Source organism: Geodermatophilus sp. SYSU D00879 (assembly GCF_054050375.1).
The window spans coordinates 134,736-151,744 of record NZ_JBJGZF010000007.1; the positions used below are offsets into that span (position 1 = coordinate 134,736).

Sequence of the window (17,009 nt, forward strand, 5' to 3'; positions counted from 1 at the left end):
CGGTCACCGGCGGTGGACCTGCAGCCCGATCAGGGACAGCATCCCCGCTGCCCAGCCGGTGACCACGAAGACGTCCCCCTTGTGCAGACCGTGGTCGGCCGTGAGCCCGACGAGCACCGGCCCCTCGTTGTAGTACTCGCCGGTCACCAGCAGCGCCGCGAAGGCGGTGAGCATGCCGGCGACGACCAGCGCGAACAGCCAGCGGAAGGCGACCTCGGCGGTCAGCCGCCCTGGCGGCGCAGCACCTGTCCCACGGTCTTCAGGACGATCTTCATGTCGAGCCACGGCGACCAGTTCTCGATGTAGTAGTTGTCGAACCGGGCGCGGTCCTCGATCGAGGTGTCCCCTCGGAGCCCGTGCGCCTGTGCCCACCCGGTCAGCCCCGCCGGCACGCGGTGACGGGCGGTGTACCGGGGGATGTGGGCGGAGAACTGGTCCACGAAGTGCGGACGCTCGGGGCGGGGGCCGACCAGGCTCATGTCCCCGCGGACGATGTTCCACAGTTGCGGGAGCTCGTCGAGCGACGTAGCCCGCAGGAAGCGGCCCACCGGGCCCAGCCGGTCGTCGTGCTTGATGTTCCAGTTCGTCTGCGACTCCGTCTCGTCCACCGGCTTGAGCGAGCGGAACTTCAGGACCTGGAACGGCCGGCCGTCGAGCCCCACCCGCTCCTGCCGGAAGATGATGCCCGGTCCCCCTTCGAGCCGGACGGCGATCGCACAGGCAGCGAGCACGGGGGTGAGGAACAACAGCGTGAGCAGGGACACGGCGACGTCCACCATCCGCTTCACCCGCCACCAGGGGCTGCGGTAGACCGCGCGCCGGCGCCGCACGAGCGGGATGCCCCAGATCTCGTCGGTGTAGCGGTTGACGTCGTGCAACTCGAACAGCCGGGGGACGACGAAGACGTCGACGTCGAGCCGGTCACAGGTGCGCAGGATGTCGACGAGCTCGTCCTCGTCCACCCCTCCGTAGGCGACGATGACGTCTCGGACCGCCTCCTCGCGGATGACCTGGCCGAGCCGGTGGTAGCCGCCGAGCAGGGGGATGGGGAGGAGCGCCGTCGAGTCCTCCGGCACCGCCGCGTCCAGGAAGCCGATCGGGTCGAGGCCGTAGTTGCGCCGCTCGAGCAGGGTGTCGGCCACCCGCATGCCGACCGGGCCGGCCCCCACGACGACGGTGCGGTGCCGGACGAACCCGCGGCACCGGGCGGTGTGCACGACGCGGTAGGCGACCAGACGGACCACGAGGACCGCCCCCAGCAGCGCTGCCACGTGCACCACCTGGCGGCCGGGGGCGTCGACGTTCGGGAGGACCTCCGCCAGTGCCACCTTGAACGCCCACGCCACTGCGACCGCGGCGAGGACGTACGGGAGGTCGTCGACCAGCGACAGGGTGAGCCGAGACCGGTACAGCCCGGCTCGCCAGAAGACGAGGAGGAGGAGCAGCAGCGCCAGCCCCTGAGCGATCAGGGAGCCGGGTTGTGTGAGGACGGTGGCGACCGCGAAGGCCACGACGTCGGCGAGGATCAGGTACGGCGCGACACCTCGCCGGAGCCACCAGCTCTCCTGCGCGCGCGCAGGCGCCTCGACAGTCGGCCGGACACGGATCGAACGGCGGACCTCTGCCCGTGGCGCTTCGACGCCGACGCCCACCGACTCCTGCGCGGTCCCGCCGGATGTGACGTCGCCCCCCGTGGTGTCGACCATGACCCTCCCCGTCACCACACAGCAGTCTCGATGCAGCCAGCGGATGATTTCACCCATGACGACCATTCGCCATTTGTCACCACATTTTGGGTGGAACCGACATCCGTGAAGCAATGGTGCTCGGCGACCATCTCACTCTTCCGACTGGATTGGTCACAGGTCGTGAGTGAAGGAATCAATACGCTCCGGAACCACGGAGGACGGCACCCGCGGTCTTCCACAGGATCATGAGGTCGAAGGCGAGCGACCAGTTCTCCACGTACCGGACGTCGAGCCGGACGGCGTCGTCCCAGGAGAGGTCCGAGCGGCCGCTGACCTGCCACAGGCCGGTGATGCCGGGCTTGACCAGCAGCCGGCGGCGCATGTCGAAGCCGTACTGCTCGACCTCGCGGGTCACGTGCGGGCGCGGGCCGACCAGGCTCATGCTGCCGCCGAGGACGTTGAGCAGCTGGGGCAGCTCGTCCAGCGAGTAGCGCCGCATGACCGCGCCCACCCGGGTGACCCGCGGGTCGCGGCGCATCTTGAACTGGACCGCGTTGCCCTCGTTCTGCTCGTGCAGGTCCAGCTCGACCTTGTCCGCGTCGACGACCATGCTGCGGAACTTGAGGACCTGGAACGGCCGGCCGTCGCGGCCGATCCGCTCGTGCCGGAAGAAGACCGGGCCCCGGCTGGTGACCTTGACCAGGACCGCCAGGGTCAGGAGGAGCGGCAGCAGCAGGAGAACGCCGACGCCGGCCGCCGTGCGGTCGGCGACGTCCTTGGCGATGCGGCGGACGCCGGTGAACTCCGGCCGCTCCAGGTGCATGAGCGGGAGCCCCGCCACGGGACGCACGTGCACCCGCGGGCCGGCGACCTCGGTGACGGCGGGGGCGAGCAGGAGCTCCGCCTCGGTGTCCTCCAGGTCCCAGCCGAGCTTGCGCAGCCGGGCACCCTCCAGTTCGGGCGAGGGCAGTACCGCCACGGCGTCCACCTCGTAGCGGCGCACCACGTCGGCGACCTCGTCGAGACTCCCGAGCACCGGCAGGCCGTCGAACACGTCGCGGTCACCGGCCGACAACGGGAGGCAGCAGCCGATGACGCGGTAGCCGTGCCGGGCCTCGCGCTCCATCTGCTCGTGCAGCGCGGCGACGCCGCTGCGGTGGCCGACCAGGATCGTCGTCTGCACGTGCCGGCCCTGCGCCCGCTGGGAGTGCAACCGGAGGCGGAGGGCCACGCGGACGGCGAGGGTCAGGAGGGTCGCCAGCGGCAGGGCGACGACGACGAAGCTGCGCGCGACCTCGAGCTCGAACGCCCAGGAGACGGTGCCGACCGTGGCGAGCAGCAGAGCAGCGGCAGAGAAGACCCGCCGGAACTCCTCGGGGCCGACCCAGAGGAACCGCTCCTCGTAGGTGCGGGCGACGAGCATCGCACCGAGCCACACGACAGGGAGGGCGATGACGACTGCCGCACTCTCCGCGGCGCCCATCAGCGGGCCCCCCTCGGGGACGCACGCCCCGGCGACACCGGCGAGCAGGGCGCCGACCGCGTCCAGGACGACGAGGCGGCGGATGTAGGAGGCGCGCCACACGCGGCGGGCCGCCGTGCCCTCGCCGCGGAGGCCGGAGGTCAGCCAGTACCAACCGCGACCGACCAGGTGCAGGTCGTGACGGACCGGCCCGTCACCGAGCTCGAGCAGGGACATGTGCGCCAACCCCCGTGCGACACCCGGCGCATCAGCGCTCAGGTGAGTGGTTCCCCGTGATCGCCAGGAACTCCAGCGTTCAACCAGCCCGCTGAGAGTAGCCAGAGACCCGGTCCAACGGAAGACATTGCGCCAATTCCGGTTGTGCGCCATCGATCAGGGACGTGACCTCTCCGAGCGCAGCGTCCCAGGGCCCACACGGAGAGCGATCGCCACGCGTCGGATGGCGCATTCGGACCCGAGGACGGCCGAGGCCGTGGCTCGCTCACACGGAGCCCCCACCCGTCCGGGCGTCACCCCCCCGGCGTGGCGGGCCCCCAGTCCGACGCGCCGCTCAGGGAGCTGTTCGTCCCCGGCCACCCCTGTCGGCCTCGCCTTCGGCGAGGACCTCCTCGTACGCCTGCCGCATCCGGCTGCTCGTGACCGCCAGATCGTGCGAGGACTCCACCGCGAGCCGTCCGGCCCGTCCCTCGCGCTCGGCGAGGCCCGGGTCCTCCAGGCGGGCTGCCAACGCCTCCGCGAGCGCGGCCGCGTCCTCGCGCGGGACCACCCCGCCCGCTCCCGCCAGCCCGTCCCGTGCTCCCGCCACGTCTGCCGACACCACCGGCCGGCCGAGCGCCATCGCCTCCATCGCGACCAGCGACAGCCCCGCCTCCCACCGGCTGGGCAGGGCGACGACGTCAGCGGCGGTCATCCACGGGCGGACGTCGGACCGGCTGCCGGCGAACACCACGCCGGGGGTCGCCCGAGCACGCAGGGCATCCACGTCCGGACCGTCCCCCACGAGGACGACCTGGACGTCGGGCACCCTCGCGCGCAGTCCGGGCAGCGCGTCGAGGAGCACGTCCTGCCCCTTCTGCCGGGCGAGTCGTCCGACGCACACGACCGTGGGCCGGTCCTCCAGGCCCAGGTCGCGCCGGGTCGCGCCCCGCTCGGCGCCGTCGGTCACGCGGTACCGGCCGAGGTCGATGCCGTTGGGCAGCACGAGGGTGCGGGCACGGACGCCGACCTGCTCGCCGCGTCGTCGCTCGTCCTCGCTGACGCACACGACCAGGTGGGTCCACCGCGAGGCGAAGCGCTCCCATCCCCGCGCCACGCGGGCCACCGGCCCCGTCACCGCCTCGAAGGACCAGGCGTGCGGCTGGAAGACGGTGGGCCGTCGCCCGCGGAGGGCGAGCCGGCCGGCCAGTCCTGCCTTCGCGCTGTGCAGGTGGACCAGCTCCGGGTCCACCTCGTCGATCAGCCGGCGCAGCCGCCGGACCTCGTCCGGGACGGTCCTCCCCGGATCCCGCGAGGCCTGCCACGACAGGTGCGGCACCCCGAGCTCCGAGAGCCAGCCGGGCAGGTCGCCGTCCGCGGGTGACGCGACGGCGACGTCCCAGCCACAGGCACGCTGGTCCGTGACCAGGTCGCGCACGACGACGGGGACGCCGGCCACCGTCGGCTGGGTCACGTGGAGGACTCGCACGGCGCTCCTGGGCGTGGACGGGCGTCGGGCACCCGACGCGGAAGGGGTGTCGAGCACCGTCAGCCGCCGGCCTGGCGGAGCAGGAGCCGGGTGGCCGGTCCGGGCCACCGGGCGGCGAGGTGGAGAACCGCCCGGCGTCGCGGACTGAGCGAACCGCCCCGCAACAGCCGGCGTGCCTCGGCCGGCACGGCCCGACGGTGCCGCATGCGCCACGCCCAGTGCGCGAACGCCGCGTCGGCCAGGGTCCGGGCGGCGATCTCCTGGTCGTGCTCGCCGAGCCCCGGGTTCGCGGCGATGAGCTCGGCCACCCGCTCGCGCCCGGCGAGCACCCGCTCGGTGTCAGCGGTCTGCTGGCCGCTCCACCGCCGGTACCGGTAGAGCGGCAGAGGGACGAGCCCGGCGGCCGCCCCGTGCAGGAACATCCTGACGTAGCACTCCCAGTCGGGGCCGTAGCGGAGGGTCTCGTCGAAGCCCCCGGCCTCGAGGAAGGGCAGGCGCCGGATGGCCGGCGCCGGGAGGAAGTTCCACCGCAGGATCTCCGACCGCTGGTCCTCGACCGGGAAGTGCCGGTCGAGCGACCAGTCCGACTCCACCTCCGCGGCGCCAGGGCCGAAGTCCTCCCACGTCGTCGTCATGAGGTGGAGGTCGGGGCGGCGCTCGGCCAGCCACGCGAGGGCCTCGACGCGCTGCGGCGCCATCTCGTCGTCGCCGTCGAGGATGACGGCGAGGTCGGAGGTCAGCGCCGCCATGGCCGTGTTCTTCGCCGCGCCCTCCCCACCGCGGACCACGCGCCGCACGAGCCGGACGCGGTCGGCGAACGGCGCGACGGCGGCCGCCACGTCGTCCTCCGAGGCGTCGTCACAGACGACGACCTCGTCCGGGAGCCGGGTCTGGGCGAAGACCGAGGCCAGGGCGGCGGGGAGGAAGGGGGCGACGTTGTGCGCGGTGACCACGATGCCGACCGTCACGGGACGGGGTGGCTCGACCCAGGGGCCCTCGGGGGCGACCACCGGCCAGTCCCCGCTCACCGGGGCCGCCAGGCGGTGACGGCGCGCTGCAGGTGGTCCACGCTCCAGCGCCCGACCGTGATGCGCGGGAGTGCGTGCGGGTCGGCTCCCTCGACGGGACCGGCGACGTTGACGAAGGCGAGGTCGTAGCCGGCCCTGCGAGCTTGACGGGCGTTGCGGCGCGCGACCGTCCCCGGCGCGCCGTACGGGTAGGCGAGCAGTGCCGGCCGTTCCCCCAGCAGGCGCTGCAGGTCCTCCCGGCTCCGTTCGAGCTCGGCCCGACTGCGCGAGCGGGAGAGGGACGCCAGTGCGGCGTGCGAGCAGGTGTGGGAGCCGATGTCGAAGAGCGGGTCCCGCGCCAGGTCACGCACCTGGTCCGCCGACATCCGGCGGTGCCGGTCGCACGACCCGGCGCGCGGCCAGACGTCCTCGAGCCCTCGCACGACCCGTTCGACGACCGCGGGCGGCCGACGGTGCAGCAGCCCGGTGAGCACGGCGTAGGACCGGGTGCGGGCCTCGGGGTCACCGACGTCGAGGAGCAGCCGGTGCGGGCCCACGCGCACCTCCTGCCGGGACGGTCCCGGGCCGGCCTCGAGGAGCAGGTGCTCGAGGCGGTCCCACCAGTACTCGGGACCGGGGTCCGGACCCCCGGCCCGGTTGATCGCGTCCGCCACGACGAAGAAGGTCGCAGGGATCCCGAGTTCGCGCAGGATCGGCGCCGCGTTCTCGAAGTTGTCGAGGTAGCCGTCGTCGAGGGTGACCGCGGCGACCGGACCCCCACGCCGATGCGGGACCTCCCTCGCCGGCGCCAGGTCGAACCACTCGCGGAGCGCCGTCATGTGCTGCCGGAAGAGGTCCGTCGGGACCACCATGCCGCCGGGATCGGGAGACGGGTCGTCGGAGACGCGGTGGTACAGCAGGACGACGTCCCGACCGCGGGGACGGAACCGTCGCGGCCAGACGGGGCGCCGTGACCAGACCTCCCGAATGGGGGTAATGGTCCTCATGCCGCTGCGACGAATCGAATGGTCGCGGTTAGCATCTCGGCGTGGATCAATGCGGCGCTCCGGAGGTGTCGCCGCGGGAGGAATCCGTTCACGACTTCCACTACTCGGTCGCCATCGCCTGCCACAACGCCGCAGCCTACGTCGCGGACGCCGTCCGGTCGGCTCTCGGGCAGGACCCTCCACCTGCGGAGATCGTGGTCTGCGACGACGGTTCGACCGACGCGACCGCCGATGTGCTCGCACGACTGGGTGATGCGGTCCGCGTCATCCGGCACGAACGCAATCTCGGGGAGGCCGCCGCCAAGAACACGGCGGTGAGCGCGACCACCACCGAATGGGTCGCCCTCCTGGACGCCGACGACGAGATGCTGCCGGGGCGGATGGCCGCCATTCACGACCTGCTCGTGCGCGAGCCCGATCTCGACGTCGTGACCAGCGACGCAGTGCTGGTCCACGACGGAGTGACACTGGGCACCTGGTACGGCGACCACTATCCGTTCGCCGACGAGGACCAGCGCCGCGCGATCCTGGAGCGGAACTTCGTCTTCGGCAACGTGGTGGTCCGTCGCGCGGCCTTCGTGGCCGCCGGCGGCTTCGACCCGACCATCGCACACGCGACCGACTGGGACCTGTGGATCCGCATGGTCCACGACGGCTCCCGCATCGGGTGCGTGCAGCGCCCGCTCGCGCACTACCGCATCCACGAGTCGAGTCTCAGCTCGGACAGAGCCGCCATGAGCGCATCGATCGCGACCCTGCTCAGGCGGGCGGCCACGCGGCTCGACCTCACGACCGAGGAAGCCGGGATCGCTGCCGCGACGGCAGCCGAGCAGGAGCGGATCGCCGCCCGTTACCGCCTCAAGCAGGCACTCGGGCACCCCGGCAGGCCGGTCCGCCGGCTCTCGTTGGCCATCGCCGGGGACGGGGCGCAGCCCACGCGGTCCCGGCTGCTGGCACTGGGGACGTCCGCCCTCCCTGCCGTCGCACGGACGGCCGAGCGCCGCCGGACGGCGAGGTGGTGGGAGGGCCCGGGTGGGGTGCGCCTCCCCCGCCGTCGGCGCCGCGTCCTGCTGACGCTCCCCGACCGGCCGTGGCCCACCGACGGCGGCAAGCGGACCCGGTCGGCCACCGCGCTGCGGGCACTCGCCGCCCTCCCCGACGTCGACCTCGACGTCCTGGTGCTCTTCGCCGGGCCTCCGGTCGAGCACCCGCTGCCACCCGGCGTCCGGGTGCAGCGGTGCGTGCAGGTGGACGCCGGTCCCCGGCCACGCGCCCTGTCGGCACTCGTCCTCCTGCTCCGGCGCGTGCCCTGGCAGATCGCGGTGCGCCGGTGGGACCTCGCGCGGGCCGCGGTCCGGGACCTGCAGCGGTCGCCGTACGACCTCGTGTGGTTCGGGGCGACCGACCACGCGGTGAGCCTGTCCCGTACCGTCCGCCGCCGCCGGACGGTCGTCGACATGGACGACGTCGAGTCACCCAAGATCGCCGGCTTCCTGGCCCTCCCCCCGGAGGGACCGACGGTCCGCCCCCGGGTCCGGGTCCAGCGCCGCGTCGAACTGCCGTTGTGGCGGCGGCTGGAGCGGCGGGTCCTGCGCCGGGCCGACGCCGTGGTGGTCTGCAGCGAGCTGGACCGCCGGCGACTCGGCCCCGGTCCGGTGACCGTGGTCCCCAACACCTACGCCGGCCCCGTCCCGTCCGACGCGTCGTGGACGCCGCCGGCCGTACCGACGTTCGTCCTGGTGGGCACCTACTGGTACCCGCCGAACGTGGACGCAGCGGTGCACATGGCCGTACGGGTGCTGCCCCGGCTCCAGCAGTGCGCCCCCTCGGCACGGTTGAGGCTGGTCGGTCGCGGAGGGAAGGACCTCCTCGGTGAGGTGGAGGGCCTGCCGGGTGTCGACGTGGTCGGAGACGTGACCGACGTCGTGCCCGAACTGCTCTCGGCCACGGCCGCGGTCGTCCCGGTCCGCTTCGGCGGCGGTACTCGCGTGAAGATCCTGGAGGCGTTCGCCCTCGGAGTCCCCGTCATCAGCACCTCGCTCGGGTGCGAGGGACTCGACGTCGTGGACGGGGTCCACCTGTTGATCGCGGACGACCCCGAGCAGTTCGCCGCCGCCTGCGCCCGGCTGGCCGCGGATCCCGCCGAGGGTCGACGGATCGGCGACGAGGGACGCCGCCTCTTCGAGGCTCGCTACGCACCGGCCGAGGTGGCCGAGACCGCCAGGGAGATCGCCGGACGGCTGCTGGCCGAGCCTGCGTGACCCGACCGGCGACACCTCCGGCGGGCGTCGGGGCTGGTCAGGTCCGCCGGCCCACGACCCCCCGTACCGCGGTCACGGTCTCCGCGGCCACCTCGTCCCAGTCCCGTACCGACACGGCCGTGCCGGCCGTGCGACCGGCCCGGAACGCGGAGGAGATGGCTGACGCCCAGGCGTCGGCGTCGTCCTCGGGCAGGTGGACGGCGGAGTCGCCGCTCACCTCGACCAGTGCGGGGTCCATTGAGGTGATCAGTGGAGCGCCGAAGGACCGTGCCTCGATGGCCGGCAGCCCGAACCCCTCGAGCCTGCTCGGGCACAGCACGACCGCGGCGTTCTCGTAGCACCAGCGCAGCTGCGCGTCGCTGAGGTGCCCGAGGAGCTGCATGGCACCACTGGCGAGGCTCTCGGAGCCGTTCGTCCCCAGCTCCGACGGCCCCCAGCTGGGCGGCCCGACGACCGCCAGGGTCGCACCGGGACGCTCTGCCACCACACGGGGCCAGAGATCGACGACGAGGCCGAGGTTCTTGCGCGGCGAGGTGTCACCCACGACGAGGGCGAACTCGCGGTCGAGCAGCGACGGAACCGGTTCGCACTCGGCGGTCCGCAGCCCGCTGGACATGGCCAGGGGGACGGCGACGGTCCTGCCCACTGCTGCCGGCACGAACCGCTCCACGGTCCGTTGCGTGGCGCGGCTGACGCACAGCAGGGCGTCCGCCTGACGGATGGAGGCGAGGTAGGGCCTGGTCAGGAGCGTGCGCTTGAGCAGCCCGAAGTCGCGTGGACGCTGGAGCGGCAGCATGTCGTGGACGGTGAGGACCCTCGTGGCACTCCCCCAGCGCGGGAGGATGTGCTTGGTCCCGTGCACGACGTCGAACCGGCGCCGTGCGGGCAGCTGGGCGAGTCCCGTGCGCTCGAGTGCCGTACGGGCCGGGACGGGGAGGTCCGGCACGGAGACCACCCGGTCCCCGGACCCGAGCAACTCGGTGAAGAAGGCCCGCGCCGAGGCCGTGGCCAGCACGGACAACTCGACGTCGGGTCTCGCCTGGAGCGCGCGGGCCAGCTCGACGGTGTAACGGACGATGCCGCCACCGGATCCGGACGCCGGCACCTGCGTGGCCAGCATCAGCCAGGAGAGTGGTCTCACGTAGCCCCCGTTCTGGACGTGGATCGTCGGGACAGCCAGGCGATGACGAGCAGCGCGACGAATGCCGGCAGGACCCGCCCCTGCCCCCAGTACAGGTACCGGGGCATCTCGAGCAGGCCGGTGAGGGCCACCGGGTATACCAGGGAGGCCCAGAACTCGCCGTCCCTCCACCGCAGGTACGCGACCCCGAGCGCCAGCCCCGCCAGCAGGAAGAACACCAGCCCGCCGGCCGTGCCGTAGTCGACGAACGGGATGGACAACCCTCCCGGACTGTTGAACTCGGGGTTGCCGTACTGCTGCAGGAGGTAGGCGAAGTCGTCGGGCTCGTAGCGGCCGGTCAGGCGTCCGTAGAGGTTGAGCTGGGAGACCCCCGGCGCGGTCCAGAAGGCCTCGATGCTGCCGTAGGGCAGCCGCACGTCCTTGCCCAGCCCGTAGCCGAGGGCGATCTGACCGTTGTTGTAGGCGGTGGCGTAGTAGCCGGCCAGCCGGTCGATGACGAACTGCAGGAACGACCCGCCGCGCTGCTGTGAGTAGAAGACCCAGCTGCGGGAGTACTCGAAGACGCCGAACACGGCGATCGCCCCGGGCACCAGGATGAACGGAGCGGCCGAGGTCAGCCGGCGTCGGACTCCCCCGCGACGGGCCATGTGCATGGCGAGGATCCCGACGGCCGGGATGGCGAGTTCGAGGATCGCCAGCCGCTCCGTCAGGAAGAACGCCCGCATCAGCGCGAGCAGGAAGACGACCGCCAGCCGCCGGGCGACGTAGCGGTCCCGCCCGCGGCTGAGGAGGGTGACGGCCACGACCACGTAGGCAATGCCGAGTTGCGTCAGCGTGGTGATCCCCGCGATGGGGGCGAACTGGGTGCGGAGGGTCGAGTCGAAGGCGTCCTGCGAGGTCAGGGCGTCGAGGAGGTCCGCAGGACGTGCGCCTCGGGAGAGCCCCACGGCCGCTAGCGCGATGTAGCCGGTGATCGTCAGCCGGTACAGCACGACGCAGCACCGGTGGAGGAAGTCGCTCTCCACAGCGGCGGTGGGGGACGCCGCGTGGCGCCCCAGGCCCCCGCTCAGGAGAAGAGGCAGCATGCCCCCGATGGCGAACAGCAGGGCCCCGGCGGCGAACAGCAGCAGGGTCCCGTGCGTGAGCGACTTCGCCGTTTCCCACGACTGACGGAAGTAGGAGTCGTCGAGCTGCCACGCGATCAGGAGCGTGATGGGCACGGTCAGGGAGGCCGCACCCGCCGGCGACAACCACCAGACGCCGGCCGACAGCACACCCCCTCGAGACTGTGCAGGAGTGCGTTGCGCCGCGCTCGTCGTCACTCGGTTCGGACCCTCTGGAGGATCAGGGCAAGCGCGATTCCCACGACGGCACCCAGCAGGAGCCCGATCAGTGTCGCCTGGACGACGGCACCCGCGCCGCCCACGGACGTCGCGCGGGGTGAGCCGACGACCTGGGTGTATGCCTGATCCCCCGACTGCAGGAGTACCAACTGGCTTCGCGACGCCAGCAATCGCGAGTACTCGGTCGCTGTAGCGCTCGCGAGTGCACTGTCGTCGTCCGAGCCCAGCCTGCCCTCGAGATCTCCGATCTCTGCCTCGACGCCCGCGAGCAGTGCGTCGACCCGTGCGGTCACTGCGGCGCGCCTCTGCTGGTCGTACTGCTCGATGACGGCGGTCGAAGCGTCGCGAGCCGCATCCTCCGTCCCTGCCTGGACCTGCAGTTCTACGACGTCGGTCGCCCCGACCTGCTGTGCCGTCAACGTGAGCTCGTCGCCGAGTCCCAGGGCATCGGCCACCGTGTCGCGGATGTCAGGGCCGGTCAAGATGAGGATCTGCGTCTGGATGAAGCGATCGATGGCGTCAGGACTCGTGCTGGCCTGCTCCCCGGGGAGGGTGGGGTCCTGGACGAAGGACACCCGCGTGACCGCCGTAGGAGTCTCCGGGTTGCCGAGGGCGACGACGAGACCGATCAGGCCACCGAGGAGCGCGCCGATGAGTGCCAGTGCGAGCCCCCGGCGCTGACTGGTCGATCGCCGTGCCACTGCGCCGCCGGCGGCTCGGCCACGCCGACGCTCCTGCGTGGGCTCCGCGGCCCTGGAGTCGTCGGTTGCGAGCGCTCCCGGCGACTCGGATCCGGGGTGTACCGTCACGCGCCTTCTCCCTCAGAAGTCCGTCGTCGTCGGAAATACGACAGAACTGCAGCGTAAGGTGCCACCCTGCCCGGAGCCTCCCGAGCTCATCCCAAGGGGGTGCCCCATTTGGCTCACGAACGGAAACTGTAAGAGGGTGATCGGGATGCTCGAGGATCGTCCGGCCGGCTTTGTCGAACGCCTGCTCCGCGCGCAGTCCCGCCCGTTGATAGGCCCGCTAGCGCGTCAAGGCGCACTCCTCCTCGGCGTCGACGTACCGCCTTCCGTGGTGATCGGTGAGGATCTGCGGCTACAGCACCGCGGGCGGGGCATAGTGCTGCACCCGCGCACGACCATCGGTGACCGGGTTCGGATATTCCACAACGTCACGGTCGGTCGGTCCGAACCCCATTCACTACGCCCGGATGATGCCATCGAGCAGTTCGTCATCGAGGACGACGTGTGGTTGTGCGTCGGAGCCGTCGTACTGGGCAGCTCGGGGGTCATCCGCATCGGACGGGGCACGGTGGTCGCGGCCAACGCCGTCGTCCTCGGCTCAACGGGCGAGAACGAGATCTGGGCGGGTGCACCGGCACGGAAGGTCGCTGACAGGCCTGAGCCGTGGCACAACAATTGAGCGCCACAGCTCCCTCCCGGCTGACGCGCGCCAAGGACCGGGCGTGGTTGGCGCTCCCGCAGGTCGTCTCCCGCCTGTCCTCGATCGTCGTGTTCGCCGTCGTCGCCCAGGTCGCCGACCCGGATGCCCTCGGCGCCTTCGCGGTGGCGACCGTGGTCTCGTCGGCTGCGCTTGCGCTCGCGCCGGCGGTCGTCGGGAAGCCGCTGGCCAGCCTCACCTCGTCCGACGACGTGCAGAATGAGGCCCCCCGCGCTCACTCAGCTGCAGTCCTCGTGAGCCTCCTCGCAGGGGCGGGGCTCCTGGTGAGCGCGGCGCTCTGCACCGGTCTGGTCCGTCTGACGCTGCTGTGTGCGGGCATCGGCATTCCGGCGGTCATGGCGGTGGAGAGCTCCTTCTGGCGGGATGCCTTCACCATCGGCAGCCGACGAGCCGGAGGGCTGCTCAGCGCCGCTTATGCCGTTCAGGTGGTCGGGGTTGTCGTCGCCACCCTCCTGCTGGACCCCACAGCCGTCGTGGTGTCCCCCTTTGCCACGCTTCTGCTCTTCGGGGGTACCACTCTCCTGCTGCGCCGTCACCTGAGCATCCAGGGTGCGTGGTTCTGGATCGTGCAGCGACGGTCGTCCTGGACGCCCTACGTGATGGGCGTCGCGGCCAGCATCGCACTCATCCAGGCCATACCCATCGTGATCACGGCAACCGCCGGCTTCGAGTCGGCCAGCGTCTACCGCGCCGGAGAGCTGGCCTTCGGCGGCACCAACCTGCTCATCGGGATCGCCACGCAGAACCTCCTGGCGCGAGGTACCGACAGACCCCGGCGGACCTACGCACGGCTGACGGTCGCGCTCGCCGTAGTCGCCGCCCTCAACGGACTTGTCCTCGCGGTCCTGCCCGACGCGGTGCTCCGTCTGCTCGTGGGACCGGTCGAACCGCTGCTCCGTGAGGTCCTGCCCATCATCACGGTGCAGCGGTGCGCCCTCGCGATCAGTTCGATCGGCGCGTTCCTGCTCATCCCCCTGTTGGCCGCCAAGCGGATCGGGCTGCTCGACGTCATCGCCGCAGCGCTCTCCTTCACGGCTCTGCTCGTGGGCAGTGTGACCCTCGGTTTACCGGGCGGCCTCGGCGGTCTCGCACTGGCCGAGGTCCTCCTGGCGGTCCTCTACTACTCCATCCTGAGGAAGCGGACGTGAGCTCGTTGACGGAGACGCCGTCGATCGGACTGGCCATCACCACCGTCGGTCGCCCCGCGCTCCGGGACCTCCTGCGCTCGGTCGAGCTCTCGGGGTTCCGACCCCGGAGCGTGTGCATCGCCAACCAGGGCGGTCGTCCCCTGGACCTGTCGCCGTCGGAGTACTCGTTCCCGTTGCGGGTGGTCGACAGTGCGGGAGGCGCCAGCCGAGGGCGCAACGACGCGGTCGCCGCGTTCGAGCACGACGTCGACGTCATCGGTTTCCCCAACGACCACAGCCGGTACGACGGGGACTGCCTGCAGCAGGTGGCTGCGGCGTTCGCCGAGTCCCCTCAGGCGGACGCCATCGCCTGCTCGCTCGTCGAGGGGGAGACCGCACGCTTCGCCCTGCCCCCGGCGGGCCGTCTCGATCGCATGACCGTGTGGCGGGCGATCGAGCCGGCGATGTTCGTCAGACAGCGGACCTTCGAGCGGCTCGGTGGCTTCCGCGAGGACCTGGGCACGGGATGTCCGAGCCCCTGGAAGTCAGGGGAGGGCACCGACCTCCTGTTGAGGATCATGGAGGAGGGCGGGACGGTCGAGAGTCGACCGGACATCCATGTCAGCGGCGCCGGCGAGCGACGGGACCTCGACGCCGACATGCTCGTCGCCAAGCACAGGGGCTACGCCAGGGGCACCGGTCGCGTCTACCGACTGCACCCGTATCCGCTGTGGGTGCGAGCGCGGATCGTCGCCGCGCCGTGGCTGCGACTGCACCGGCACGACCCCTCGCTGCGCCTCTCGTTGCGGCTCGCGCTGGCGCGGTCGCTGGGACGGGTCGAGGGGCTCAGCGGTCGTGTGTTGCCCTCCCGACCTGCCAACTGGCTGGGGCAACGCTGACGTCCGACCGCCGGACGATCGCCGTGATCAGCAGGGGGTAGTCCGGGTCGTCGTCGTCGAGCACCCCCGCCGGCAGGTCCTCGACCGCCGCGCCCATGAGGAACGCTCGGCAGGCCAGCAGGTTGCCGCGCGCCCGCACCTCCGCCTCACCTCCTGCTCGGGCGACCAGGTCCGAGAAGCCGAGGACCGTCCACCGCCACCTGTCGTACTCCCCGGAGAGCCGGCTGGTGAAGGGCATCGTGACGAGAGCGGCGGCTCCTGGGCGCAGGGCGTGCAGCAGGTGGGTGAGCGCGGCAACCGGATCGGGGACGTACTGGAGCGTCTGGGTCACGACCGCGGCGTCGAAGGCGTCCTCGGGGAGCGTCTCCGGGTCGCTGAGGTCGCCCACGATGGTGGCCAGCGGGTTGGCCGGGTCGACGTCCAGGACCTCCACGCTCGCGGCCCCGAGGGCGGAGGCGTACAGGTCCTCCTTGACCTCCAGGACGCGGCCGTGGACGAGGTCGCGGTGCTGGTGGAGGAACTGCTCGATGAGGTGGCGGTCGATCGCGGTGCCCCGCTCGAAACCCCACTCCGAGAGCGGGTCGGTCCGGCGGGTGCTGCTCCACCGGAACCGGAACGACAGTCGGCGGGCCAGTGCGGACCGAGCCGCCACCGTTCCGGTCACTCGCCGGCGGAACGTGTGCAACGCAGCGGTGGGCGCCATGGCGGCACACTAACCTCGCGACGTGCCTGGTCACGGCGATGCCCCGACCCGACGAACGGGCTACCGGCTCTGCGTCGTCACCGACGCCCAGGAGTTCGGCGGAGCGGAGCGGTTCCTCGTGAACCTGCTGACCGCTCTGCCCCCCGACGCCGACGTCACCGTGCTCGGGACGTCGCCCGCGGTCCTCGCCCGACTGGCCGACGCCGCCCCGGCGGTGCGGACCCAGGTGGTGGAGGACGGCGTCGCTGCCTTCCGGCGAGCCCTCGGGCGGGTGGCACCGGACGTGGTGCACCTGAACCTGAACGCGTTCCCCAGCTGCCGCCGTCCTGCGGTGGCAGCGCTGTCGCTCCGGCTGCCGATCGTCCTCGTCGACCACCTCCCCACTCCCGGTCTGACCTGGCGTGGTCGAGCGGTCCAGAGACTCCTCACCCGGTCGAGCGCGGCTCGCATCGCCGTCGGCACGACAGCCGCCCGGGACGTCGAGCGGTACGGGGGCCTGCGCACCGGGACCGTGCAGGTCATCCCGAACGGCGTCCCCGATCCCGGCTGTGGGTCATCCGATCGTCGTGCGGCGCGTCTGGTCCTGGGCACGTTGGGACGCCTGGAGCCGCAGAAGGGCATCGACGTCCTGCTGAGGGCCCTGGTCGACGTCCCGGAAGCGGACCTGGTCATCGCCGGGGACGGCAGCCAACGCGCTGTGCTCGCTGACCTGACCGTCGAGTTGGGGGTGGCCGAGCGGGTCTGTTTCCTCGGTCCGGTCGACTCCCCTTGCGCGCTTCTGGGCTCCGTCCACGTCCTCGTGCAGCCGTCGCGCTGGGAGGCCATGCCTCTGGCCGTGTTGGAGGCCATGCACTGCGACCGGCCCGTCATCGCGACGGACGTCGGCGACATGGGACACGTCGTGCAGGACGGTCGGACGGGCTTCGTCGTGGATCCGGAGGACGCCGGCGCGCTGGCCGCGGCGTGCCGGCGGCTGGCCGATCCAGTCGTGCGCGAGCGCCTCGGCCGCGAGGCTGGGGTCAGGGCGCGCGAGTCGTTCTCCGTGGCGGCCATGGCGGCGTCGTACGACGGGACCTATCGGCGCGCCGCCGCCCGCCGGACGGGACGCCGCCTGCACCGACGAGGCCGGACACCGGACGAGCCGTGACCGTCGACGGGGCGGGGACCGACGCGCCGGACGGAGTCCCGCCGAGGAGCCGGGT

The 17,009-nt window shown here is 72.1% G+C and carries 15 protein-coding genes; 5 read left to right on the forward strand and 10 right to left on the reverse strand.

The window, feature by feature from the left end; all coding sequences use genetic code 11:
- Positions 1-3 precede the first annotated feature (3 nt).
- The 6 genes from ACI79B_RS11730 to ACI79B_RS11755 all read right to left on the reverse strand — a co-directional run bounded on the left by ACI79B_RS11730 (position 4) and on the right by ACI79B_RS11755 (position 6,734).
- Positions 4-174: a hypothetical protein gene (locus ACI79B_RS11730; RefSeq protein WP_456928288.1), complete on the reverse strand. Its 171-nt coding sequence runs from the start codon at positions 172-174 to the stop codon at positions 4-6.
- Between the two features lie 47 nt (positions 175-221).
- Positions 222-1,511, reverse strand: a complete 1,290-nt coding sequence (locus tag ACI79B_RS11735) for a sugar transferase (RefSeq protein WP_457000138.1) — start codon at positions 1,509-1,511, stop codon at positions 222-224.
- 370 nt (positions 1,512-1,881) lie between these two features.
- Positions 1,882-3,387, reverse strand: coding sequence for a sugar transferase (locus ACI79B_RS11740; protein WP_456928286.1), 1,506 nt, complete (start codon positions 3,385-3,387; stop codon positions 1,882-1,884).
- 334 nt (positions 3,388-3,721) lie between these two features.
- Entirely contained in the window at positions 3,722-4,855 is a 1,134-nt protein-coding gene (locus tag ACI79B_RS11745; RefSeq protein WP_456928285.1) for a glycosyltransferase, read from the reverse strand.
- 59 nt (positions 4,856-4,914) lie between these two features.
- Entirely contained in the window at positions 4,915-5,865 is a 951-nt protein-coding gene (locus ACI79B_RS11750; RefSeq protein ID WP_456928284.1) for a glycosyltransferase family A protein, read from the reverse strand.
- A gap of 14 nt (positions 5,866-5,879) precedes the next feature.
- Positions 5,880-6,734: a polysaccharide deacetylase family protein gene (locus ACI79B_RS11755; RefSeq protein ID WP_456928283.1), complete on the reverse strand. Its 855-nt coding sequence runs from the start codon at positions 6,732-6,734 to the stop codon at positions 5,880-5,882.
- 200 nt (positions 6,735-6,934) lie between these two features.
- Here ACI79B_RS11755 and ACI79B_RS11760 point away from each other — a divergent pair, with 200 nt between their 5' ends.
- A complete protein-coding gene (locus tag ACI79B_RS11760; RefSeq protein WP_457000143.1) occupies positions 6,935-9,130 on the forward strand; it encodes a glycosyltransferase in 2,196 nt (731 codons plus the stop codon).
- Between the two features lie 37 nt (positions 9,131-9,167).
- On the opposite strand, the gene ACI79B_RS11765 is transcribed toward ACI79B_RS11760, so the two are convergent.
- The 3 genes from ACI79B_RS11765 to ACI79B_RS11775 form a co-directional block, all read right to left on the reverse strand.
- Positions 9,168-10,271 carry a glycosyltransferase family 4 protein gene (locus ACI79B_RS11765; RefSeq protein WP_456928281.1) on the reverse strand — a complete coding sequence of 368 codons (1,104 nt, stop codon included), beginning with the start codon at positions 10,269-10,271 and terminating at the stop codon, positions 9,168-9,170.
- On the reverse strand, positions 10,268-11,491 hold the full coding sequence (locus ACI79B_RS11770; protein ID WP_456928280.1) for an O-antigen polymerase: 1,224 nt from the start codon (positions 11,489-11,491) through the stop codon (positions 10,268-10,270). Before ACI79B_RS11770 ends, ACI79B_RS11765 begins: the two co-directional genes overlap by 4 nt.
- A 98-nt stretch (positions 11,492-11,589) precedes the next feature.
- Positions 11,590-12,423 carry a hypothetical protein gene (locus tag ACI79B_RS11775; RefSeq protein WP_456928279.1) on the reverse strand — a complete coding sequence of 278 codons (834 nt, stop codon included), beginning with the start codon at positions 12,421-12,423 and terminating at the stop codon, positions 11,590-11,592.
- A gap of 136 nt (positions 12,424-12,559) precedes the next feature.
- Between ACI79B_RS11775 and ACI79B_RS11780 the strand changes: the two genes are divergently transcribed.
- The 3 genes from ACI79B_RS11780 to ACI79B_RS11790 are packed head-to-tail and all read left to right on the forward strand — an operon-like array spanning position 12,560 to position 15,104.
- A complete protein-coding gene (locus ACI79B_RS11780) occupies positions 12,560-13,039 on the forward strand; it encodes a hypothetical protein (RefSeq protein WP_456928278.1) in 480 nt (159 codons plus the stop codon).
- On the forward strand, positions 13,024-14,226 hold the full coding sequence (locus tag ACI79B_RS11785) for a hypothetical protein (protein ID WP_456928277.1): 1,203 nt from the start codon (positions 13,024-13,026) through the stop codon (positions 14,224-14,226). Before ACI79B_RS11780 ends, ACI79B_RS11785 begins: the two co-directional genes overlap by 16 nt.
- On the forward strand, positions 14,223-15,104 hold the full coding sequence (locus ACI79B_RS11790) for a glycosyltransferase family 2 protein (protein ID WP_456928276.1): 882 nt from the start codon (positions 14,223-14,225) through the stop codon (positions 15,102-15,104). Before ACI79B_RS11785 ends, ACI79B_RS11790 begins: the two co-directional genes overlap by 4 nt.
- Here ACI79B_RS11790 and ACI79B_RS11795 read toward each other — a convergent pair.
- A complete protein-coding gene (locus tag ACI79B_RS11795) occupies positions 15,052-15,807 on the reverse strand; it encodes a class I SAM-dependent methyltransferase (protein ID WP_456928275.1) in 756 nt (251 codons plus the stop codon). The genes ACI79B_RS11790 and ACI79B_RS11795 overlap by 53 nt on opposite strands.
- A 22-nt stretch (positions 15,808-15,829) precedes the next feature.
- Here ACI79B_RS11795 and ACI79B_RS11800 point away from each other — a divergent pair, with 22 nt between their 5' ends.
- Complete coding sequence (locus ACI79B_RS11800) at positions 15,830-16,954, forward strand: glycosyltransferase (protein ID WP_456928274.1); 1,125 nt, start codon at positions 15,830-15,832, stop codon at positions 16,952-16,954.
- Positions 16,955-17,009 lie beyond the last annotated feature (55 nt).